The sequence below is a fragment of the Mucilaginibacter oryzae genome (assembly GCF_003148845.1).
GTDB lineage: Bacteria > Bacteroidota > Bacteroidia > Sphingobacteriales > Sphingobacteriaceae > Mucilaginibacter > Mucilaginibacter oryzae.
The window spans coordinates 1,129,741-1,153,097 of record NZ_QGHA01000001.1; the positions used below are offsets into that span (position 1 = coordinate 1,129,741).

At 45.3% G+C, this 23,357-nt stretch carries 16 protein-coding genes and 1 riboswitch; of the genes, 6 read left to right on the forward strand and 10 right to left on the reverse strand.

Translation table 11 applies throughout. From position 1 onward, the window contains the following. The first annotated feature begins 92 nt into the window (after positions 1–92). From LX99_RS04975 to LX99_RS04995, 5 genes are all read left to right on the forward strand, one after another. Positions 93–365: a hypothetical protein gene (locus tag LX99_RS04975; protein WP_031266011.1), complete on the forward strand. Its 273-nt coding sequence runs from the start codon at positions 93–95 to the stop codon at positions 363–365. After that, complete coding sequence (locus LX99_RS04980) at positions 362–1,123, forward strand: MBL fold metallo-hydrolase (RefSeq protein WP_109606831.1); 762 nt, start codon at positions 362–364, stop codon at positions 1,121–1,123. The genes LX99_RS04975 and LX99_RS04980 overlap by 4 nt, the downstream gene beginning before the upstream one ends. Before the next feature lie 56 nt (positions 1,124–1,179). Beyond that, positions 1,180–1,602, forward strand: a complete 423-nt coding sequence (locus LX99_RS04985) for a BLUF domain-containing protein (protein WP_022830361.1) — start codon at positions 1,180–1,182, stop codon at positions 1,600–1,602. 207 nt (positions 1,603–1,809) lie between these two features. Beyond that, positions 1,810–1,924, reverse strand: a riboswitch (SAM riboswitch). A 424-nt stretch (positions 1,925–2,348) separates the two neighbouring features. Then, positions 2,349–3,110, forward strand: coding sequence for an SDR family oxidoreductase (locus tag LX99_RS04990; RefSeq protein ID WP_109606832.1), 762 nt, complete (start codon positions 2,349–2,351; stop codon positions 3,108–3,110). Between the two features lie 141 nt (positions 3,111–3,251). After that, positions 3,252–4,184 carry a DUF72 domain-containing protein gene (locus tag LX99_RS04995; protein WP_109606833.1) on the forward strand — a complete coding sequence of 311 codons (933 nt, stop codon included), beginning with the start codon at positions 3,252–3,254 and terminating at the stop codon, positions 4,182–4,184. Here LX99_RS04995 and LX99_RS05000 read toward each other — a convergent pair. From LX99_RS05000 to LX99_RS05040, 9 genes are all read right to left on the reverse strand, one after another. Continuing rightward, entirely contained in the window at positions 4,176–4,679 is a 504-nt protein-coding gene (locus tag LX99_RS05000) for a hypothetical protein (RefSeq protein WP_022830025.1), read from the reverse strand. The two genes, LX99_RS04995 and LX99_RS05000, sit on opposite strands and share 9 nt — an antisense overlap. A gap of 314 nt (positions 4,680–4,993) precedes the next feature. Then, a complete protein-coding gene (locus tag LX99_RS05005; protein WP_109606834.1) occupies positions 4,994–5,653 on the reverse strand; it encodes an SdpI family protein in 660 nt (219 codons plus the stop codon). 1 nt (position 5,654) lies between these two features. Beyond that, positions 5,655–5,924, reverse strand: coding sequence for an autorepressor SdpR family transcription factor (locus tag LX99_RS05010; RefSeq protein WP_109606835.1), 270 nt, complete (start codon positions 5,922–5,924; stop codon positions 5,655–5,657). A 414-nt stretch (positions 5,925–6,338) separates the two neighbouring features. Then, positions 6,339–7,415 (reverse strand): cellulase family glycosylhydrolase, encoded by a 1,077-nt coding sequence (locus LX99_RS05015; protein ID WP_109606836.1) that lies wholly within the window; start codon positions 7,413–7,415, stop codon positions 6,339–6,341. A gap of 303 nt (positions 7,416–7,718) precedes the next feature. Then, positions 7,719–9,791, reverse strand: a complete 2,073-nt coding sequence (locus LX99_RS05020) for a beta-L-arabinofuranosidase domain-containing protein (RefSeq protein ID WP_211318948.1) — start codon at positions 9,789–9,791, stop codon at positions 7,719–7,721. Positions 9,792–9,803: 12 nt separating this feature from the next. Next, positions 9,804–11,645 carry a glycoside hydrolase family 2 protein gene (locus LX99_RS05025; protein ID WP_109606837.1) on the reverse strand — a complete coding sequence of 614 codons (1,842 nt, stop codon included), beginning with the start codon at positions 11,643–11,645 and terminating at the stop codon, positions 9,804–9,806. A gap of 78 nt (positions 11,646–11,723) precedes the next feature. Beyond that, entirely contained in the window at positions 11,724–12,428 is a 705-nt protein-coding gene (locus LX99_RS05030) for a DUF3823 domain-containing protein (protein ID WP_109606838.1), read from the reverse strand. Positions 12,429–12,448: 20 nt separating this feature from the next. Next, on the reverse strand, positions 12,449–14,335 hold the full coding sequence (locus LX99_RS05035) for a RagB/SusD family nutrient uptake outer membrane protein (RefSeq protein WP_109606839.1): 1,887 nt from the start codon (positions 14,333–14,335) through the stop codon (positions 12,449–12,451). A 23-nt stretch (positions 14,336–14,358) separates the two neighbouring features. Next, positions 14,359–17,562, reverse strand: a complete 3,204-nt coding sequence (locus LX99_RS05040) for a SusC/RagA family TonB-linked outer membrane protein (protein WP_170122631.1) — start codon at positions 17,560–17,562, stop codon at positions 14,359–14,361. Positions 17,563–17,789: 227 nt separating this feature from the next. On the opposite strand from LX99_RS05040, the gene LX99_RS05045 reads away from it, so the two are divergent. Next, positions 17,790–21,749, forward strand: coding sequence for a hybrid sensor histidine kinase/response regulator transcription factor (locus LX99_RS05045; protein ID WP_109606840.1), 3,960 nt, complete (start codon positions 17,790–17,792; stop codon positions 21,747–21,749). A gap of 259 nt (positions 21,750–22,008) precedes the next feature. Here LX99_RS05045 and LX99_RS05050 read toward each other — a convergent pair whose 3' ends face one another. Next, positions 22,009–23,331 carry a vanadium-dependent haloperoxidase gene (locus tag LX99_RS05050; RefSeq protein ID WP_109606841.1) on the reverse strand — a complete coding sequence of 441 codons (1,323 nt, stop codon included), beginning with the start codon at positions 23,329–23,331 and terminating at the stop codon, positions 22,009–22,011. Positions 23,332–23,357 lie beyond the last annotated feature (26 nt).

A 23,357-nucleotide genomic window follows, 5' to 3' on the forward strand; every position in this document is an offset into this window, starting at 1 on the left:
GTTATTAAAAGTAATTATTTAATAACCAAATGTGACACGCAAATGCCAATTTCGGCCCTTAAATAGCCGTGTTTTTACTACTTTTGATGTTGATGTTACCCGCAACCAACCATACGCTCGAAAAACTGGAAATGCTGCTCAAAACAGCCGGGTACAAAGTGCGTTATGAAAAAGGTAATTTTAAAACAGGCGCCTGCCTGCTGTTAAGCAGTAAAATGATTGTGGTGAACCGTTTTTCGAACCTTGAAAGCAAAATTCTGGCATTGGTTGAGTTGCTGCGCGATCTTGACGTTGATTACAAACTGCTGGATGACAAGCAAATTTCATTTTTACAAGAAATTAAACAAACCAAACTGCAGTTGTGACCATAACATTTTTAGGAACCGGAACATCGCAGGGCGTACCTGTTATTGCCTGCAATTGCGAGGTATGTTTATCGGCCGACAGGCGCGATAAAAGGCTCCGCAGTTCGGTTTTGGTGGAGACCGGAGATAAAATCATTGCTATTGATTCGGGTCCCGATTTCAGGTACCAGATGTTGCGGGCACATGTGCAGCACCTGGATGCCATAGTTTTCACCCATGAACATAAAGATCATATTGCCGGCATGGACGATATCCGCGCGTTTAACTACAAACAAAACACGCCTATGGATATTTATGCAGACGAACGGGTGCAAAAAGCGCTGGTACGCGAATTCCCTTATGTTTTTGACGGTACCGGCTATCCCGGTGTGCCGCAGGTAAATATGCATACCGTTGGCTTTGAGCCCTTTTATATCGGCAGCGTAAAACTAACCCCCATCGAGGTTTTTCACTATCGCCTGCCTGTAAAAGCTTACAGGATCAAAGATTTTACTTATATAACAGACGCCAAAACCATAGCGCCTGCCGAAATAGAAAAAATAAGGGGCAGCCGCATCCTGGTGATTAACGCCCTGCAAAAAGAAACCCACATTTCGCATTTTACCCTTGATGAAGCTGTGGCCTTTGCCAATGAAATAGGCGCCGAAACAACTTATTTTACGCACATAAGCCATAAGCTGGGCAAACATGCTGACATTTCCAGGGAGTTACCCGCAGGCATCGAACTGGCCTACGACAGCCTCAGGCTTGAAATTTAACAGTAAGGGTATTTTCTCAATTCTTCGTATCTTAAGCTGAATTAAAACGCCGCCGAATGGAATATCTTGTTTACGTAAGCACTGCTAACAACATGATGACCGATGAAGAGCTATTGGAGCTGCTTACCCAGGCCCGCGAAAAAAATGCTACATATGGGATCACCGGGATGTTGCTTTACGGTGCAGGCACATTTATGCAGGTTATTGAAGGCGAAAAAGATCATCTTGCTAAAATATTTGCCGCGATTAAACAAGACCCAAGGCACCGCAATGTTATAGAACTGATAAACGGAAAAATAGCTGAACGTATTTTTCCTTACTGGGCAATGGCCTTCGCATCGGTAGACGCTGAAACCCTCGAAACGATAGATGGCTATCTAAACCCTGCCAACAAAAATTTTATCGGCGGCCGTAACCACGCCAGCGTTACCATGCTTAAAACATTTGTTGAAACCAACAAGATTTCTGTTTCTTTTTAAACGTAATTATTTATCGCAACCTACGGATCTGAAAAAGGTAAAAGGAGTGATGTGTAAACAGCTACCAGGAAACTTATTGTAAAAATTTGATGTCGCGGGCAGATTCGAACTGCCGTATAGGGTAATGCGGACCCCCACCTATCCTCTCGGTCACGCGACTTGAAAACTGTAAGATCACTTAATCAAATCAGTTGTGGGGGCAGATATTAATTATCTCTCTCCCGTTTTGCACAGGAGCAGGAATTAGCACCTTATGCATTTTGCTGATGCACAGGTTGCTAAGACGTCTATGGGCCTTTCCCTCAGTCTTTCTTGATAAGTCAATACAAAGAACGCTTTGTCGTTATTGACAATGCAAATATATACACAAATTATATAATTCCTATAGTTTTTGTAGTTTTTATTCAATGAAATTTGTTTTTTATTGATTTTGAGGGAGATAAAGTTAATTTTTCCAGACTTTATTGACTTAATATTTTCACGGAACCTGCCTGACGGGAAGCTCGAAATCCCCCCTGCTTCTTTTCACACTTAAAAATCGCCAACTATTCAAACTGAAAATTCTTTGCGCCTCCGCGGCTTCACGTGCTTAAAATCTTAAACTATTCAACCTGGAAAATTTTGTGTGCTTATTCTGCTCGGCACTTTGAAAAAACTGAAACTGTCACCATTTAATCTGAAGTAGTCACCATAAATTTCAACACCAACTATCGCAACTTTGTGTTGTTAAAAAAACACATATCATCATGAAAACAAATAAAATTGCATTAGTTACCGGTGGCAGCCGCGGCCTTGGCAAAAACGCCGCCATGCATATTGCCCAAAAAGGGTTCGACGTGATAATTACTTACCGTAGTAAAAAAGAGGAGGCTGAAGCTGTAGTAGCCGAAATTGAATCAGCCGGACAAAAGGCGGCCGCATTACAATTAGATACCGGCATCGTCTCAACTTTCGACACATTTATCGATAACTTGAAAGCAACCCTGAAAGAAAAATTTGATGCCGATACCTTCGATTTCCTGGTGAACAATGCCGGTATCGACGCGGCATCACCTTTTGCGCAAACAACCGAAGAAGATTTTGATAACCTGTTTAATATCCACTTTAAAGGTGTTTATTTTTTAACCCAGAAAAGCCTGCCGGTGATAGCCGATGGCGGACGGATCATCAACCTGTCGAGCGGCCTGGCCCGTTTCTCAACCCCGGGTTACGCGGCCTATGCATCTATGAAAGGCGCGATTGAAGTATTCACCAGATACCTGGCTAAAGAATTGGGCGGCCGTGGCATAGCGGCCAATGTAGTAGCGCCGGGCATTATCCATACAGATTTTACCAAATCGGCATTCGAAGCACATCCTGGCTTAGATGAGATGCTCTCCAAATCAACAGCCTTAGGCAGGATAGGCTTGCCCGACGATATTGGCGGCGTGATCGCTTTCTTATGCACCGAGGATGCCCGCTGGATCACCGCGCAGCGTATTGAGGCTTCAGGCGGGATGTTTTTGTAAGTTCGGGTGTCTGAATCAGAATTTACAGAATTGGAAAAATTCTCAGAATACAGAGTACCACATCAAATGCATTCCGTTAATCCTAAAATTCCGTAAATTCTGATTCAGACATTTTCCTATCTTTCAGCCAAAATAACCATTATGGAATTTGGCCGCGTTACCAATGAAGAATTAGCAGGTATTGATTTTACCCTGCCGCCCGATCTGCAAATTACAACCGATACCCTTGCTGTTGCCAAAGGCAAAGTGCCGCTGCAGGTACACGTAGGTTGCGCCAAATGGGGCCGTAAGGAATGGGTTGGAAAAATTTATCCGCCCAAAACCAAAGACGCTAATTTTTTGGATGAATACGTAAAGCACTTTGATTGCATTGAGCTTAACGCCACTTTTTATAACGTTTACGGGCCGGATACCATTGCCAAATGGAAAGCAAAAGCCGATAGCAATCCCGCATTTAGGTTTTGCCCCAAATTTTCGCAGAGTATCAGCCACATCCGCAGGTTAAAAAACGCCGGGGAGATTACTACGGCTTACTATGAAGGAATTTTGGCTTTTGGCGATAAGCTCGGTCCGCTGTTTTTACAGTTGAGCGATAATTACACGCCGAAAAGTTTTCCGGAATTAAAAGCCTACCTGGAGCAGTTGCCGAAAGATATACCGGTATTTGTGGAACTGCGCCACAAAGAATGGTTTTCTGTTACCGAAAACCGCGATAAAGTGTTTAATCTTCTACACGATTTAAATATCGGGTCGGTTATAACCGATGCCAGCGGCAGGCGGGATGTGGTACACATGGCCCTGCCAACGCCCCATGCCTTTATCCGCTTTGTGGGCAATAGTTTGCACCCAACAGACTACGCCCGAGTAGATGAATGGGTGGAGCGCATAGCCGCCTGGAAAAAACAGGGACTGCAATCGGTATGGTTTTTTATGCACCAGCACGATGAACGCTACTCGCCCGAACTGGCCGATTATGTTGCCGAAAAACTGAACAATGCTTTGGGCACACAACTAATGCGCCCTAAGTTTATTGACCGCGATAAACCAGGCAACCAAATGGCTATGCTATTGTAAAGGCTCGGTAGTTGCAGGCGGTATTTTTAGCGCCGGGTTAAAATTAGGGATCAATTGCTGCACCTTATCGGCGGTAGAGTTGTTCATATCCAAAAACGACCATTTTTTGCCGCCGTCACCGCTTACGGCCAGCAGGTGACTGTGCATGGCCATACGGCCTTTGGGGCTGCTCATCACCAGGTTTTCGGGCAGCAGGCAGTGAATTTCGTTACCTGCTTTGTAAAACTTACCCGGCTCCCCAACCGTAACGCTTTCAAAACTGATGCCTGCCTTTTTCATCTGTTGCACCCCGGTGGCTATCAGGTTAATCATTTTTTCTTTGCCGCCGGCCAGTTGTACGGCTTTGGGGTAAGTGTAATTAATAAGCGTTTTGTAATCGCCTTTAACCATGCTTTGGGCCATCATTGTGGCCTGTTGTTTCACTACAACAGGATTTTGGGCATGCAGTAGCAAGGGAAGTAAGGCTGTTAACAGTAAGGCGGATATTTTTTTCATAGCTGTTTTTTTTTCGCGCAACACTTCATCGGCCAGTTGATCTGTGCCATTGGTTTTGCCGCTATATTTAACCCTAATATGCGGTTTACTAAATTAAAAACGGCAACATTTTAAAAGAAAAGATGCGAGCCGTACTGAGGATACATGTACATCAATTAACGGTTTTATAAATACTACCCACTCGGCTTAAACCATAATTTGTGCGCCTATGTTAATAGCCTTATTCATCAGCTACCTGGTACGTACCGGGAAATTAGCAGCCCTTAAAAATTTACTTGCTACAAGATTACCGGGCAAACCCATGGCATAAGCCGTTACTGCTGCCTATGCTTTTTGAAATAGATGTACGAGTAACCAACCGGGACCAGCACCATAATACCAACGCCAACCAAAAAAACTACCGTACTTACCCCGGCAGGCAGAAACAATACCAGGGCGGTAAGCGAAATGCCCGCCGTAAACCACAGTTTACCCGCAAGGCGGTGGGTTGCGCGCCAGATATCGTCGTCTTCCAGTGTCCAGGGTGTACGGATGCCTGCGAAATAGTTTGGTTTGATACTGTGCATCATGTTGCCGATAAACGCAAACAATAACCCGATAATAGGGAGTATCAGTTTATCAATCTTAAAAGCTTCGTTTTGCGTAGCAAAAGCTATGGCAATGCCTAATGCCGCCAAAAAAACAACCATGCCAAAAGCGAGTTTCTGAAAGGTGGCCTCGCCGTATTTCACATATTTTTTGGGGTCGATAGCAGGCAAAAACTTCATTAACAGGTAAGTAAAAGCCGACGCGCCCATCAGGATCGCCTCACCCCCAATAAATTCCAATCGGCTGCCATAACGGTCGGGCCGCCCATCTGCCCCGAAATGCACCGGCACCGAAGCCGGCAGAGATGAATAAATATAAGCGATGTAAGCTACCGGCAATAACCAGATTATCAGCGCGGCGGCATCAACCCATGTAAACTTTTTCATTTTATTTATTTTTTTGTGATGATTTAAATTGCATGATCCACTTCAGCATTTCGTCCATTACCGTAGTGTTGATGGAGTAATAAATAAACTGCCCCTCTTTTACCGAAACCACCAAACCGGCCTGGCGCAGCAGGTCGAGGTGATGCGAGATACTTGGCTTGGAGATAGAGAACTTGTCGGCTATGTCACCGGCTGTCATATCTTTATCTTTTAGCAGCTCAAGTATCTCGCGGCGGGTTGGGTCGTTAAGGGCTTTGAATAGTGCGTTCAATTTTGTTTAGTCTATTTATATATTTAGACAAATATCTAAATATATTGTTACAAAAAAACAATCATTTAAAATGATCGTCATTTATCTGGAGGCTTTAGTTAAGCATACCATAAAAAAAAAGCAGTAAAGGCCCGGCTGTAGCCGTGCCTTTAACACAAATCTGCTAATCGGTATACAGGGAAAGCTTTAAAAAAAACAGATGCCCGCTTCAAGTGGATAACTAAGAAATTTCCACACAATTTTTTGCGAATTATCGAATTACATGAATTTTTATTAGAGTAAAATTTGAAATTTGTGTAATTTGAATAATTGTGGACTGTTTGAAAATCAATTCGTGTGAAAATTTCCTACCGCAATTTTTATTTAAATAGCTGCAATTGCCTCAAAAGCGATTGCTCTGAATCGGTATATTATTTACCTGCCGGTAAGCTTTTTAATTAAATTGGTCTCTTCAGGGATATACGCCGTACCATCTTTGCGGAAGATATCATGAAACCATAATTTCGGCTCGCTGCCATCAGGCATCGGGGTATCCCAGGCATAAATGGTATTGGTTTTCCCGCTTACAAAGCCCCAGTTTATTGCGCCTACATTTTCCTTTTTAAGCATAGGCAGCACGGTGCTGAACAGGCTATTGCGCGGACGCGCCATATACTCGGTACAAATTAACGGGCGACCGTTCATTTTCAGGAACTGCACCGTTTTCAGGTGCTCATTTTCAGGGGTATAATCATGATAAGTAACAATATCCGAGTTAGCGATCTGGAATTTATTCAACTCTTCCAGATCCCAGCGCCAAACGCCTGCGCTTATCGGCTGAATGGGGTTTACCTGCCTTGCCCACTTAAATACGCTTTTAAGTAAGGGTAACGAACGGTTTCCCTTATCTGAATTACCTGGCTCGTTATATAAATCCCAAAGTAAAACCCGCTGATCATTGGCAAAGCGTTTCAATACATCCTTCACATATTTTTCAAGTACCGGCGAGTTGGCCGCGTTATCCGAAGCCGGCTGACCAGGATCCTGCATCCAGCCCGAATTATGGATGCCTGGCTTTGGCTCAGGTTGTTTGCCTGTTTTAGGTACTTTGTTCCAGCAATCATCAAAAAACACAAACATGGTTTTTATACCGTGTTTGCTTGAGATAGCCAGGTATTGATCCATACGTTTTTTGAAACCTTCGGGGTCCTGCTCCCAGGCTAAGTGGTGTAAAAAAACACGCATCACATTCATGCCTATACGCTGGGCGTAGCCTAATTCCCGATCAATAGTTTGGGGATCGAAGGTATCGGCCTGCCACATTTCCAGCTGGTTAATGGCGGTGCTGGGTATAAAATCGGATCCTACCAGCCATTGTTGCTTTGCGTACCAGGTTTTAGCTTTTTGCTGCGACCATACCTGCGCCGCTGCCGGTGTTTTTTGCTGCGCCGTTACCCTCATCGCCAACGGCATCGCTAAAGCCAGGGCCAGTATTTTTAGTTTTGTTTGCATGTATTTGTGTTTAATAGTTTAATTCAAATTTTACAATCTAATACAGCCGAGTGGCTGCTAATACGTTTTATTTTAGGCAAGTATTAAAACCATTGCCGGTGCCGCTTTTACAACTGACATAATTGCCCACGGCTAAGGTTTTGGCCTATGCGGTTGCTAACGGCATCGTGCAGCCCCGGAACCATCACCGGGGCAAACACGCCCATTAACCAAATGAATACCTGCCGCATAACCAATTATAGTTTATTTTTTCATCTGCATGATATGCCTTACCTGTTGAAAAGCTTTAGCAACCCGTGTTTATTATTCAGCAACCGGGAAAGCCGAAATTCGTAACCTGGCGCCGCCCATGGGTACTAAGGTCAGTTCTTTAACGGGCTCGTTGGTTTTTACCGGGCTTTGCGGTAGCACACCGCATAAACCGGTTTCATCAACCTTCCAACCCGGAATTTGCCTGCCTTTGGCCTTTAGCTCGATAGGCGCGGTGGCATTGGTGAACGGGTTGTTATCCTTTGGCCATGCGCGGCGAACAACTTCTAATGATTTTTCTGGGTGTTGTTCATCAATCAGCAAACCATAATTCCATGGCGATGCCGCGTAGATATTGAACGATGGCCATTTTGAAGGATCGGCAGTTGGCTGCCAGTGCGAATCGCCCTGGGCATCTTTCAGGTTATCGCCTTTGCTATACTCCTCTTTAATTTTAAGGGAGTAAGTAAGCGGACCATAGCTAACGCTTACGCTGTTTTTGTTTTTGGCCCACTCCTTTACTTTTAATTGCATTGGCAGTTGCAGGGTTACTTTATCGCCGTTTTTCCAGTTTTTAGCTAAGCGGATGTAATCGCCGGTTGAAGTGTTTACATCAACAGCAACACCATTCACCTTAACCGAAGCGCCTTTGCACCAGGCCGGGATCCGCAGGTAAAGCGGAAAATTAACCGCTTTTGCTGTATTTACTGTAAAACTGATCTGATCCTGGAATGGGTAGTGGCTGGTTTCGGTAATGCTTACCGCTGTGCCTTTGCCTACCTTAGCGTTAACCTGCCCTTCGGTGTAAAGCAGGGCGGCTATGCCGTTATCAGGTGTAGCCATCCAGCTGTTCTCTACATAATAAACCCAGCCTGCCGAGTGGTTATGCTGGCAGCAGCGGCTGCCAAATGGGTTCATCATTAAAAACGGCCCCTCATTGGCAATACCCGGATGGTGGTTTTTACCGTCGCTCACTATCATGTTAGGCGCGGTTAAATAACGTAGCGCCCGGTAATCTGGCATAAAAGCGGCGGGGAAGGTATTGAAGGCCACATCTTCGCAGTTTTCGGCCCAGAAGCGGTCGCCGGTTGCGCCTAACAGCATCTGGTCGGATGTCATTTGCTCAACAAGACCGCAGGTTTCAACAGCCTGGCGTGGGTCATCATAACCTTTACGGGCGTTTTCATCGGCGCCAAACATGCCGCCCGGAACCTGACCGTAAATATCGCGGATCAGTTTAAAGTCGTTATATGTAGCGTCAAGGTCTTTTTTGTCGTGGCTTTGCAGATAATAGGTTGCAGGCTCGCGAAAACATTGAGCCACGTTCACGTTGTGCCAGTTGGGCAGGTTATTGGCCTGGCGCCAGTTCGCTGTGTTTTTATCTAATTTGGTAGCCAGGTCGAGTAAAAACTTGTAGCCTGTTCGGTTATAAAGCCAGTAAACACTCAGCATATTATCACCGCCGCGGCTGTTTTCCCAGTAATCTTCCAAAAATTTGTTATCGGGTGTGGCTAACTCGTATTTAAAATATTTGGTCATAAAGGGAATCACGCGCGGGTCTTTGCTGTACTCGTAATATGATTGCAGGCACCAAAGCATCGGCATGTTGGTCCACAAATCGCGGTTACCATTGTGCTCAACCGCCGGACCGAAATCACCATTATCGCGTTGGTTGTTCAGCACCGCGTCTATCCAGAATTTGGTTTCCGCTATCATCTTTTTATCGCCTAAGGTATAAGCGATATCGGCATAACCTTTCAGCCAGTAAGGTAGTTCCTCCCAGCCGTATTCGCCTTTGCCTTCTTTATTTAACCAGGCATTGTTGGTTTTTGAAAGCCACACGCTGATCTCGCCCAGGTTACCGGTTAAACCATCACGTTGCAGCTCCAGCATTTTCTTCATCCAGCCACCTGCTTTGATACTGCCGGTAGGTAATTTGGTAAAATATTGCTTTTGCAGCGGGGCACGGTTACTTACGTATAATGAATTTTGAACTGTATTATTAACTGTGGTAACGGTGGTTGCCTTCACGCCCTGGGCGCTTGCCGTGGCAAAGCCTGCAAAAACCATCGCTACAGAAAGGTAAACTTCCCGTCGCATCAATTTTACACTGTTTTTAATCGTCATGTAGTAAATATATTATTTAACCAGGGCCTCGTTATATAGTTTGCTGTTAGCCTTTTGTAACAATTCTACAGGCATTTTAATCATCTTCCTGTCGTAGGTCATGAAGCCGTTCACCTCACCTTCCACATCGGTGGTTTGGGTGTATACCGCTGCCGATAAGCCGACTTTGATCAACTCCTCCAACCTATCGGTAAAGGATGAGTAACGTTTAAACAAATCATCACCATTTTTAAAGGTTTGATAGCCCCAGTTTTTATTATTCTGCCAGTTATGGCCTTCCACCGGCCAGCCCAGGCCACCAAACTCGCCTAAAACAACCGCTTTGGTTTTGCCAAAAATCTCGGGGCGAGGCATCGCCGGCTGCGGGTAGTTATGCAGATCCACCATATCACCGGTATCGTAATAGTTACCGCCGCTGGCGCTGTTCACCAAACGCGACGGATCTTTTTTCTTGGTCCATTCGGTGATCTCCACCGTTTTAAACTGTCCCCAGGCTTCATTGAACGGAGTCCACACTACAATACATGGGTAATTATAAAGTGAGTTGATAATAGCGTTCCATTCTTTGCGGTAATAGCCTTCAGATTCAGGAGTACGCTGCTGATCAGTTGCGCGATCCAGTACACCCGGGCGGTTTTCCCAGTGGTTACCCAGGTCGCCGCTTGGCATATCCTGCCATAACAGCATACCTGTTTTATCGCAATAAGTATAATAACGGGCAGGCTCCACTTTAATGTGCTTACGGATCATGTTAAAGCCCATCGCTTTCAGCTTATCAATGTCATAGCTCATGGCCTCATAGGTTGGCGGGGTGTACAAGCCATCAGGCCACCAGCCCTGATCAAGCGGGCCATATTGAAATACAAATTTATTGTTCAACAACATACGCTGAATGCCATTGGCATCGGCACCAAGCGAAATTTTACGCATGGCGAAATAGCTGCCAATTTCATCCACAGCCTTACCGCCGCGAACGATGGCCACCTTCAGGTCGTATAAAAAAGGATCGGTGGTTGACCATAAGTGCTGGTCTTTAATATCCAGAACGGCGGTTTCACCGGCGTCGATTGTTTTTTGAGCTACAAGGGTTTTGCCGTTCCAGGCGCTGATCTTCAGCTTGTCGCCCGGCTGGCTATTGCTAACTTCGGCCGAAACCGATAGTGTGTGATTGTCAATATCAGGGGTTTGTTTGGTAGCGTCGATATGGGTTTTGGCAACGCCTTCCAGCCAAACGGTTTGCCAGATACCGGTAACCGGGGTGTACCAGATACCTTCGGGCTTTTTAACTTGCTTACCACGCGGCTGCGGCCCGTCATCTGTAGGGTCCCACACGCTCACGGTAATTTCCTGTTTTGCACCGCCTTTTAAATAAGGTGTGATGTTAAACGTAAACGGATCAAAGCCACCTTCATGAATACCGGCACTTTTACCATTTACAAACACTTCGGTACGCCAGTCTGCCGCGCCAAAGTGCAGCAGTACTTCTTTACCTTTTAATGTTTTATTAAGGCTGATGGTGGTTTTATACCACAGCATGCTGTCCTTACCCACCGTTTTACCCACACCAGATAATGCCGACTCGACCGCGAAAGGCACCAAGATCTTTCCATCATATTTAGCCGGACCGGTAGTTGCTTTTGGTACAATAGCGTAGTTCCATAAACCGTTAAGGTTTTGCCAGTTGCCGCGTACCATTTGCGGGCGGGGATATTCGGGAAGAGGTGCTTTTGGGTCAACTTTTTCGGCCCATGGTGTGGTGATCCTGTCTTTGATCAGGTGCCAGTCGCCTTGCTGCGCATTGGCGGAGAGAAAGGCTGACATCAAGAAGGACAGAAGTAGCGGCGTTTTTTTCATTTGCTTGTTTAGAAGATAGCAGGATATACAGAAGAAAAAAGGGGCATGCCGGCTGGCATGCCCTTCCTAATTACTAATTTAAAAAGATACTTTAACTATCGGCGAATAAATCCGGTCTTCTACACCGGCAATTTTTATCCCCAAACGGGCAAACACATAATTTTGCGTTGGCACTAAGGTTGGAATATTGACACTCATCGCAATATTGTTCATACTGGTTATCGCCGAACCGGCAAGTTCAGTTTTAGCTTTATTCTGATCGCCGTTTTCTGAAACAAACGCGGTTTTACCAATATAAAGCGTTACTGCCTCAATATCTTTCGCGTTAGCATCGTTAACAACTTTCTCGATATTAAAGGTGGCGTTAACCTTACCCCCCGCCGTAGTGAATTGCGGGTTGCGCAGCATGTAAAACGGCGTTACTTCGATATCTAAGGTTTGCGGACCGCTTAAGTTGATATTCAGCGTATCGCGTTTACTGCCGCCAAGTTCCTTCCATAAAAAAGGCCCCTGGTTGGCAGGCATGGTAAACTTATAACTGCCGTTAAATAACAATAACGAGTATGCGCCGTCCTGGTCAAAATATCCCCTGATTGATCCTGTTTTACCAAAACCAGGCTGGTAAACATCAAAAGGAACCTGGTTAGCCTCCACGTTGATATTCTCACCCTTGTAGGTAAGGTGCCCTTTCAGCGTTACCGATGGCGCCTTATAATTATCCTTCTTACAACCTGAAGCCGTAATCAAGAGGGCTATGATGATATGATGAAATTTTATTTTCATGATTTTATTTTAAATAATACCTATTGATTGGGTTGCTTAACAATTTTAGGGTTCCTGGAAATGATATCATCCGAAATTTGCGAATAATAGTTACCCATCTGGAACCTGTTTGAACCTGTAACCGGCGCCGGTTTAACCTCTTTAAAGATCCACTTGCCGCTATTAGCGTTACCGGGGTTATAGTATTTATATGGCCACAAACCAAAAGGCTGCGTATTACGCTTTTTAGCGCTACCAATATTAGTTACCAGTTCGGAAGCAGTCATCGGGTTGCCATCCCAAACAATGTGGGCAATTCTCCAGCGTTTCATATCGAAAAGAATGTGTCCTTCAAACGCCAGTTCAACGCGGCGCTCGTGTACAATCCTGTCAAAATAATTGGCGGCTGTTAACACCAGCGGCGTAGTTAAACCCGCACGGCTGCGCACCTGGTTAATATAAGTTGATGCTGTAGCATAATCACCCAACTCGGCTGCGGCTTCAGCAGCGTTCAATAATACCTCGGCATAACGGTAACGGATAAAGTTAACATCGCTACCACGGCCACGGCGACCGGAACCTACCGTTGGATCAAGGTACTTGCGAATGTAAAAACCTGTTTGTGTACGCAACTCCAAACCGCTAACCGGGCCATCCTGACCAACAACCTGCACACGGCCTAAACCGGGTACATCCTGTGGCTGGCTGGCATCACTACTGCTGATGATGTTACCGTTGCCTAACTGGTAACCAGCCATTACATCGGTACGTTTACCTTTAAACAGGCCGTTTGGCAATAATACCGTACCGGCGAGCCTGGCATCCCTGCCTGCAAAAATATCCAGCTGGTTGGAGTAATAGATGGGGTTACCCAGCTCGTCTTTAGTTGCTAACGGCGCATAGGTATTATCCAGCTTTTCAAACGCTTCAACCAGGTTTAATGACGGATCCAGCCTACCCGCGTCACCGCCTTCGTCCGAAATAGAATACGGCTGATCATTAGTGGTGAAAGCATGTGTTTTACCGGCGTTGGCTTTAAAATCCTCAACAAATATTGATTCTGAACTGCCTTTATCGAGGAAGATGTTGGCAAAGTTATCGCTCAGGTCTGGAAGCTGTTTATACAACGAATAGGTACCCGAAGCAATGATGGCCTTGGCGGCGGTAAGCGCCTTGTTATAGTAGCCGGTTGCCATACTTGCCGGTATACCTACTTCGCCGCCAGGCAGGGTAACTACCGGAGTGGTAACGCCATACTTGGCAATGGAGCCTGCATATAAAGCAGCCCTTGCTTCCATAGCCAGGATAGCGCCTTTTGAAGCCCTTGATTTGTCGCTGGTGTTGGTTGCCAGGTCTTTAATAGCTTCAGCCTCGCTGATTACAAAATCATAAATATCTGATTCTTTGGCGCGAGGTATTTGTAGCGAAGAAACGTTGCCCGAGAAATCGTAATCAAGTGATTTGGTGATTAATGGTACGCCCCCCATCCTTTTTACCATCTCAAAGTAAAAGTTGGCGCGCAAAAACCTGCCTTCGGCAATAAAACCGTTTTTTTCAGATTCGGTAAGCGCGGTCGATGCGGTTACGCGCTCGATGAACAGGTTAAGATCGCGTACATAGGTGTAATCATACAAACCCCATTCGCCAAATCCCCAGCCTGTACGCTGTACAAAGAAATAGCTGCCGTTCTCTGAAGGGAACGACTCGCTAAAGTCGGCAAATGATGCCCAGCCGTTATCCAGGCCCGAAAAATCAACCTGCCGGTTATATAAATCACCCAGTATAGAAAGTACCAGCGCCGGGTCGGTAAACGCCACATCAGAAGCGATGATGGACTTCGGCGGCACATCCAAAAATTCACTGTCCTTTTTGCAGGCCCCGGTAATTAACAGGGCTGCAAACATCGTTGTTATAGTTATTTTTTTCATTGATTTTAAACTTAAGGGATTAATTAAAAGGTTAAATTAACACCGAAGTTAAGTACCTTACTTTGCGGGAACTGGAGCCCGTTATCGTCGGTGGTTTCCGGGTCAACACCGTATTGCTTCAGGTTATCCCACGAAAACATATTGTAGGCGTTAACATAAAACCTTGCTCTCTTTATCTTCACTCGCTTCAATAAATCGGTTGGTAATGAGTAACCCAGTTCAAGCGTTCTGGCACGCAGATATTTTACATTATGCAGCCAATAGGTTGAATTGCGCTGGCCGTTTAATTCATAATCTGAATGGCTGAAGCCCGGATTATACCTGTTTGCAGGATATTTACCCGGAATCCAGGGGCTGTTGATGTCAAACGGATCGGCACGATGGTACCTGTCGGTAAAAATGGTATTTAAGTTACCATTGTTTTGGAAGGCCCACCGGGTTTCATAATTCTGGAACCAGGTGTAGCCGGCGCCGCCCGAGAAATCGGCATGAAAATCAAAACCTTTGTAAGCAACACCCAACTGGAAGCCGAAGTTAATGTTTGGCTGCGTTCCGTAACCAAAACCTATCGGGCGTTCGTCGTACTGGTCAATCCGGCCATCGCCGTTTTGATCTTTATATATCAGGTCGCCCGGAAGCAAGCTGGTGTTACCCTTACCATCGTTATTGATCTTGTAGTTATTGATCTGTTCCTGCGACGTAAACTGGCCTACAACCTGGTAGCCCCAATCGATATGTGAGTACCTGTTAGCCGCCGAGTTTCTGTACTGATCGAGCGAGTTGTTAAAGATAGGCTTGTATTGCGACAGATCTTTTGAACGCGAATACGAAAAGTTACCGCCAATGGTATAGCTTACTTTACCAATGGTGTTGTTATAGTTCAGGGAAATCTCCTCGCCAAATTGCGCGTCGCTGTTCAGGTTTTCCTGCGGAAGGTCGAAACCTACTTCGGTAGGTAAAATCACGTCATATTTACGGGCTAATAAGCCTGTACGTTTACGGTAGAAATAATCTATTGTACCGTTCAGGTGGCTGTTCAGTAAGCTGAAATCAAAACCGGCATCAAATATTTTACTTTTTAACCATGATACGTTGGTGGTCACGATACCTTTATCCCTTGATGTAACCAAAGGGTTGCCTCCAATGATAGCAGTACCGGCGTTGTAGTTATAACCAGGAATGTAAGAGTATGGGCTGATGAGGTTCCTGTCGTCGCCCAGTAAACCGTACGAAGCCCTTAATTTTAAATCGTTCAAAACAGAGGATTCGCCTAACAGTTTCTTTACAAAACTTTCCTGGGTAATTCTCCAGCCGATAGATCCGCCGGGGAAGTAACCTACACGTTTATCGGGCGCGAAAAGATAGGATGCATCGCGCCTTGCCGAAGCTTCCAAATAATATTTATTATCGTAATTGTAGTTTAAGCGACCGATATAACCGGTACGCGCTTCCTTATCGTCGCTGTCCTGGTATTGATCTGCTGTTGGAAAGTAGATCAGCGGCAGGTTGTTTGATACCGGCGAAGCGTGGATCCAGTTACGCAGGTGCTGCAATTCGATACGTTCAGATACAAACGTGGCGCCGATGGTGTGTTTGCCAAAAGTGTTGTTGTAATTAATTTGCCATTGGTAGGTTTTGGCGAACTCTTTACGTTGCTCACGCTCGCGCCATGGGTTAGTACTGCCTCCTGTTACTTCGTAAGTATCATTTTCCGGATGATAAGTATACGCTTTGTAGGTGTACTCCTGGTTATTAAGCAAATAATCAGCAATATAGTACGAATACAAACCTTTAACTACTAAACCTTTAACACCTGGCACCTGGTATTCGGCGCCAAAGTTGGTTTGTAATACCCTCCAGTCGCTATGGTACAAACCTGATAATTTTGAGTTAAGGAACGCGTAGTTTGATTCGGTGTTGTTGATCTTATTCAGGTAGTTAGGATTATCATTAGCATAAGGGCGCTCAAGCGGGGTATTCCGTAGTACCGCGAAACGGGCAAGGAAATAATCATCACCGCCCGGTACACCCGGGTTTTCGCGGGTTTCAATACGGCCGTTAATGTCTAAACTCACTTTAAGGCCGTTAGCTACTTTTAATGATACGTTCGACTGGATATTTGAACGATTAAATTTATACTCCTTACCTATCTGCGAGTTTTGGAACAGGTTAGTTGCCGATACGTAATAGTTCAGCTTATCGGTACCGCCCGTAAAGTTAACGTTGGCCGAGTTTTGAGGCGCGTTATTGTTGCTTTTCAAAACGTAGTCGCGCCAGTTAAAGCTTTGGTAACCTTTTTCGGTGCCAGCCTTGTATTTATCAAGCTCGGCCTGGGTAATGCTTGTTGAACCGTTGCTGTTTACCTGCGCGTCGGCCAGGTAACGCATATAATCGTAAGAGTTGGTTAACACGTTAGGAAAACGGTACCAATTCTGGAAGCCCATGTAAGCATCCACGTTCACGCGCGATTCGCCGTTACCTTTTTTGGTGGTTACCACCACAACACCGTTGGCCGCACGTACACCGTAAATAGCCGCCGAAGCGTCTTTCAGCACGGCGATACTCTCAACGTCGTTAGGGGCAAGGTTATTAAACTGGCCTTCATCCTGCTGGATACCGTCAATTACGTACAGCGGCGAACCCATGTTACGGATCTGGATGCTGGCACTGGAACCCGGGCGGCCTTCTGATTGCCTGAACGTTACGCCCGGAATTTTACCGGCAAGCGTTGTACTTACCGTTGAACCGGCGTGTACACGGTCGATATCCTTACTGGTTACGCTGGAGATAGCGCCTGTAATAGAGGCTTTTTTCTGAGTGCCGTAACCGGTAACTACCACTTCCTGCAGCGCCGAATTGGTTTCGCGCAAACGAACCTTAATGCTGGTGCGGCCGTTGAGCGGAACTTCCTGCATCACATAGCCGATATAGGTGAACACCAAAGTGCTGTTGGCATCAGGTACGTTAAGCGAAAAGGCACCTGAAGCATCAGTAGTGGTACCGCCCTGCGTGCCCTGCACCCTTACAGCCACACCGGTAAGCGCCTGGCCGGTGGTATCTGTCACCATGCCTGTTACCTTCAGCTTATTTTGTGCCGATGCACTCAATGAAAACAGGAAACCGGTCATGATGAAAAAAGCGATTAACATTACTTTTGGGCCCCATTTGCTGGGCGGCCACTGTACATGAGGGTGCGCCCCATGCCTGAGTAGTAAAAATTTTCTCATAAATGATCTATTAATTGGTTAAGCATTGATTTAAAAATGTAGAATTGACATATCTAAAATCAACGCTTCAAAGAAAAAGGATTTTAAGCCCGTCGATTAACCAAATAATCTCAATACTTAGTCGAAAAGTCTCATTTTTTGAGAGCGGCGAAACGCCCGGACAGATTGGCTATATTTGCTTTAAGCTAATTATTTTGAAACCGCTATACACACTATTATTACTATTAATGGTATTCTGTGGCATTTGCAATGCCCAGCCTTACTATTTCAGGCACTACCAGGTTGAGCAGGGGTTATCGCACAATACGGTTTACTGCGTTTTGCAGGACAAGCGCGGTTTTTTATGGTTCGGCACTAAAGATGGGCTTAACTGTTTTGACGGTTACAGTTTTAAGATCTTCAGGCATAACCCTACTGATACCAGTTCTATTGCCAACAATATGGTTCATACCTTACACATTGACAAACAGGGAACCTTGTGGGTTGGTACCGACGAGGGGCTGGACCGGTACAATGAATTAACCGAAACTTTTATACACATCAATAAGGCCAATATTAATGGCGTGAGGAGCATAACCAGCGACGAGCGAGACAATTGCTGGTTTGTTGCCGGCCGCTCGCTGATCAAATACGACCCAAAAACCGGTAAAAAAACCGACTATGGGTTTTACCAAAACTTCGACGCCACATCCGTAGCTGTTGTAAATAACAAGGTTTGGGTATCAACCACCGTGGGCACCATCAATTGTTTAAACCAGGCGGCAAATACCTTTGAAAGCTATAATGTATTTCAGAACACCAAAAAGGTAACTACAAAATATATTGAGAAGGTTTACACGCCCGGCAACGGCAAAATATTTATCGGCACCAACGCGCAGGGCTTTAAACTGTTTGATGTTAACGATCATTCATGTAAAGACATCCTCTCCAACAACCCGGATGGTACGGCCATATTTGTGCGTGATTTTGTGAAATACAGCGATGATGAATACTGGGTGGCCACAGAATCGGGCGTATTTATTTACAATACCAGGAAAGGCACCTTTGTAAATCTGCGTAAACACTACAACGACCCATATTCCATTTCTGATAACGCAGTTTACTCGGTATGGAAAGATTTTGAAGGCGGCGTTTGGGCGGGCACCTACTTCGGCGGGGTTAACTACTATCCGAGGCAATACACCACCTTTAACAAATTTTACCCCGGGCCTGACGCCAACTCACTTAAAGGCAATGTGGTACGCGAAATTTGTAAGGATATGTACGGCAACCTTTGGCTGGGCACCGAGGATAACGGGCTGAACAAACTATCGCCAGATAAAAAGACCTGGACACATTATTATCCTGGCGGCGAATCCACCATCTCCAATACCAACATCCATGGTTTACTTGCCGTGGGCAACGAATTGTTTATAGGCACCTTTGAACGCGGCCTGGACATTATGAACATTAAAACCGGCAAAGTTGAGCGCGTTTACCTGGCCGGCAACGGGGCGAATGATTTAAAAAGTAACTTCATTATCTGCTTTTGCAAAACCCGCCAGGGGCTGATCCTGATAGGTACTACCCGGGGCGTTTATCGTTATAACATGGCCAGCCGCGACTTTACGCTGATAGACCGGCTGCCCCCATATGATTTTGTTTATTCGATAATTGAAGATCATAATGGTAAAATATGGGTGGGCACTATACGCGATGGCGTTTATTGTTACGACCCTGTAAACAATACAAGTTACCAATTAGCTTACCGCCATCCTATAAAAAACGCGTTAAACACAACCACCGTTAACGGTATTTTTGAAGATAGCAATAATATGCTGTGGTTTGCCACCGAAGGTTTGGGCCTATGGCGGTACGATCCGGGTAAAAACACTTACAAGTTTTATGACCTGAACACGGGCTTCCCGAGTAACTATATTTTCAGGTTAATGGAGGACAATGCCAAAAACCTGTGGATCAGTACTACCCGTGGTTTGGTGAGCCTTAACCTGAATAACGGGTTACAAAAAACGTATACCAAAGCCAACGGGTTGCTGAGCGACCAGTTTAACTACAATTCATCATTTAAAGATGATGACGGCACCATGTATTTTGGCTGTGTAAAAGGGATGATCAGCTTCAATCCGGCAAGTTTTAAACAAAACCATTTTTCGGCGCCGGTGTATATTACCGGCTTCCAGGTGCATAACCGCGAAATAGCGGTTAAAGGGGCCGATTCGCTGCTGAGCCAGTCCATCATCAGCACCAAAAAAATAAACCTTGATTATAACCAGTCATCATTCAGTATTGATTTCGCGGCGCTGAGTTTCCCCTCGCCCGAAATGACAAGGTATAAATACACCATGAAAGGCCTGGATAAGGGCTGGACCGATTTAAAGCGTAACCGCAAGGTATACTTTACGCAACTGCAGCCCGGCCACTACACCTTTGTTGTAAAAGCCGCCGATAATAACGGAAACTGGACACCCTACGAAACTGCCTTAGAAATAAATATAGCGCCGCCATTCTGGCAAAGCGTATGGGCCTATATTGCCTACGGCCTGCTGTTTCTGTATACGGGATATTACCTGTTAAGAAGCTACCACCGCCGCACCCGCGAAAAAAACAAGCGCATTATCGAAATATTGGAGAATGATAAGGAAAAGCAGATCTACAATGCCAAGATCGAATTTTTCACCAATGTAGCGCACGAGATCCGCACGCCCTTAACCCTCATTAAAGGCCCAATGGAAAAGGTGATCAAAAAAGCGGAGCATGTTCCGGAAATCCAGAACAACCTCAGGATCATGGAAAAAAATACCAATCGCCTGCTCGATCTCACCAACCAGCTGCTTGATTTCCGCAAAACCGAAACCAATGGCTTTAGCCTCAGTTTTGTTAAAACCGATATTACTGAACTGGTTGCCGATACCTTTATAAGGTTTAAACCCATGGCCGAGCAGAAGAACCTGCATTACACCTTTATCCATTCGGCCAAAAGCGTTTATGCTTACGTAGATATAGAAGCGTTCACTAAAATTGTGAGTAACCTGATTAACAATGCCATTAAATACGGAAACACCGAGGTTGAGATTGAGCTTGAAGAACAAAAAGAAAGCGACGTAACCTTTACCATCGAGATCAGGAACAACGGCCACCTTATCCCCTATGAAATGCGAGAAAAGATTTTCGAGCCATTTTTCAGGATGAAAGAATCGGAAAAACAAATTGGCACAGGGATTGGGTTATCGCTATCACGTTCGCTGGCCGAATTACACAAAGGATTGTTGGTGTTGAATAAATCAATGAACGGTTTTAATATTTTTAACCTTACTTTGCCCATTCACCAGGAAAAAGAGTTCGACCTGCAAAACACACCCGATGAGTACGAACAACCAGGCCTAAGTAACAGAGAGGAGAATATTGATTTTATGAAACCGGTTATACTTTTAGTGGATGACAATCCTGAGATATTGGACTTTATTTCGGACGATCTGAGCGATAAGTACTCGGTGCTTAAAGCCCATAACGGCCAGGAAGCACTGGATATGATCGATATCGAAAACATCCAGTTAATCATCAGTGATGTGATGATGCCCGGCATTGACGGCTTTGAGCTTTGCAAAATAGTGAAAACCAATTTTGATCACAGCCATGTGCCCATCATCCTGCTTACGGCAAAAAATACCCTGCAAAGCAAAATCGAAGGTTTGGAAGTTGGAGCCGATGCCTATATCGAAAAACCTTTCTCGCCTGAGCACCTTCAGGTACAGATAGCCAACCTGCTTATTAACCGCAATAAGATCAGGGAGCATTTCGCAAGTTCACCGCTGGCCCACATCAAATCGATGGCCTATTCAAAACCTGATGAAAGCTTTTTGGATAAGCTGAACGGGGTGATTTATAAAAACATTCAAAACGCTGATCTGGACGTGGAGCAAATAGCCAATTTGATGAATATGAGCAAACCTACACTTTACCGCAAAGTGAAAGCTATATCAAACCTAACTATTAATGAACTGATCAACATCACCCGCTTAAAAGCCGCCGCGCAATTGCTGGAAGAGGGTGATTATAAGATATACGAAGTGGCCAACATGGTGGGCTATAGTTCGCAATCGCACCTGGGGCGTAACTTTTTAAAGCAGTTCGGCACCACGCCAACCGAATATCAGCAGGCTAAACGGAATAAAATCAGGCAGGTTTGATTTTGATTAAATGACGGCTTTACTTACAATATCCCGGAAGGGCGTGGCCTCACGCCCGATTACCTATCTTGCAACAAGAATAACATGACACGAAACTCGCTGTTCGATTTCTCTGACTTCGAATCAGCTATGCCTGGAGTTTGCAACTCCAGGATGTATTAAATTATAGTTTGTATAAATATGGAGTTGCAAACTCCACGCATAGTCGTCCGAAGTTGGAAACTCGGACAGCTAACGGCAGATTATATCAAGAGGAAATCTATTTCCTTGTATGCAGCTTTGTCAACGCAAACTGCCCAATCCGCTCTCCTTCATCAACGCCGTTGGTTATAGAAGGCATGTAATGGATGCCTCCGTAAAACCTGCTCATGGCAGCTTCCTTTGCAGCGGCCCTAAACGAATCAAACTTCCTTACCGGGATAGAAAACTCTAACTCCGTCGAATCTGCAAAAGAGAAGTTCTCGCCAAATAATTTACTCAATACCACTGCCGAAGCCGTTGAAACCACGCTATGCCCGCTGGTATATTCGGGGAAAGGCGGGGTTTGCAGTAATGGCGTCCAGCTTTGCTCAATGTATTGATTGATGTAGGTTTCGGGGCGGATCACTTTGCTGCGGTATTTTTCGTCCCAGCAATTAATAAAACTATCGGCAATAACCACCGCTACACTGGCGTAAGCCTCGGCGCTACGGATGTAGTCGGCCCGGGCTTTACGGCAGGCCAGTGCGGAGATATTGATCCAATGCCCTCCCGGTGAAATCTTCTTGGTGGCAAACATGGTATGCCCGTTAATATTTACTTTAAAAGGGTTATCATCCCAGAAGGTAGCGACGGTGTTTTGATCCTCAGTTAAGTTTTTACCTGCGTCCCGTACTGCCATTGCCAGCTTATAAAAATTACTGCCGGGTATAGTGGAGAAAGTAAAAGGATGCAAAGGTTTAAACTGTTGTGCCGAATCGAGCAGGAACGGGCGAATCTCGTTCCAGTGCGGTTCAACCCCTTTCATGTAAGCCGGTGGCGTTGGTTTCCAACTGGCATCATCGGTTTGCACATCGTATCTGGATAACGAGCGGGTGTGTTTATAGTTATCCTTACCTGCCCATTTGATAATCCTGTCAGCTATCAGTTTTCCATATGCTATCGAGTTCTGATAAACACTATCGGGCATGCCGGTGTCTTTAAACTCCTGCATCAGCTTATCATGAAAACCCTCAATGCGGCCCTCGCTCATCACCAGGATTTTTCCAACGGTCAGTACCGCGTGCGATGCCGAGAGGGCAAAGCAATAATGTTTGCCGGGAACAGGTTTTGGTACAGAATCAAGGCCTTTCAATTGCCCTTCGAGCGACAGGTATCTGGAGTCGCCGTTGCGTGCTGCCTCATAAGCGGCTACGCTGATATAGGCATAAATACGACTGGCCACAGGTGGCGAATAAATATCATGCCTCACCACATCGGTAACATCTTTTATGGAACGGTGAATGAAATCAGGGTTTTCGGCAGCTTTTTTCCAGCTTTTATTGCCGCATGACGAACAAGCTATAATGAATGCAATTACAGTTGCCAGGTAAAAACGCTTCATGTTGATGAGCAGAACGGGATTAATCA

Bases quoted from the DNA above. Each gene is read 5' to 3' on its own strand.
- LX99_RS04975 (WP_031266011.1), top strand. From the start codon at position 93: ATGTTACCCGCAACCAACCATACGCTCGAAAAACTGGAAATGCTGCTC.
- LX99_RS04985 (WP_022830361.1), top strand. From the start codon at position 1,180: ATGGAATATCTTGTTTACGTAAGCACTGCTAACAACATGATGACCGAT.
- LX99_RS04990 (WP_109606832.1), top strand. From the start codon at position 2,349: ATGAAAACAAATAAAATTGCATTAGTTACCGGTGGCAGCCGCGGCCTT.
- LX99_RS04995 (WP_109606833.1), top strand. From the start codon at position 3,252: ATGGAATTTGGCCGCGTTACCAATGAAGAATTAGCAGGTATTGATTTT.
- LX99_RS05000 (WP_022830025.1), bottom strand. From the start codon at position 4,679: ATGAAAAAAATATCCGCCTTACTGTTAACAGCCTTACTTCCCTTGCTA.
- LX99_RS05005 (WP_109606834.1), bottom strand. From the start codon at position 5,653: ATGAAAAAGTTTACATGGGTTGATGCCGCCGCGCTGATAATCTGGTTA.
- LX99_RS05015 (WP_109606836.1), bottom strand. From the start codon at position 7,415: ATGCAAACAAAACTAAAAATACTGGCCCTGGCTTTAGCGATGCCGTTG.
- LX99_RS05020 (WP_211318948.1), bottom strand. From the start codon at position 9,791: ATGACGATTAAAAACAGTGTAAAATTGATGCGACGGGAAGTTTACCTT.
- LX99_RS05025 (WP_109606837.1), bottom strand. From the start codon at position 11,645: ATGAAAAAAACGCCGCTACTTCTGTCCTTCTTGATGTCAGCCTTTCTC.
- LX99_RS05030 (WP_109606838.1), bottom strand. From the start codon at position 12,428: ATGAAAATAAAATTTCATCATATCATCATAGCCCTCTTGATTACGGCT.
- LX99_RS05035 (WP_109606839.1), bottom strand. From the start codon at position 14,335: ATGAAAAAAATAACTATAACAACGATGTTTGCAGCCCTGTTAATTACC.
- LX99_RS05040 (WP_170122631.1), bottom strand. From the start codon at position 17,562: ATGAGAAAATTTTTACTACTCAGGCATGGGGCGCACCCTCATGTACAG.
- LX99_RS05045 (WP_109606840.1), top strand. From the start codon at position 17,790: ATGGTATTCTGTGGCATTTGCAATGCCCAGCCTTACTATTTCAGGCAC.
- LX99_RS05050 (WP_109606841.1), bottom strand. From the start codon at position 23,331: ATGAAGCGTTTTTACCTGGCAACTGTAATTGCATTCATTATAGCTTGT.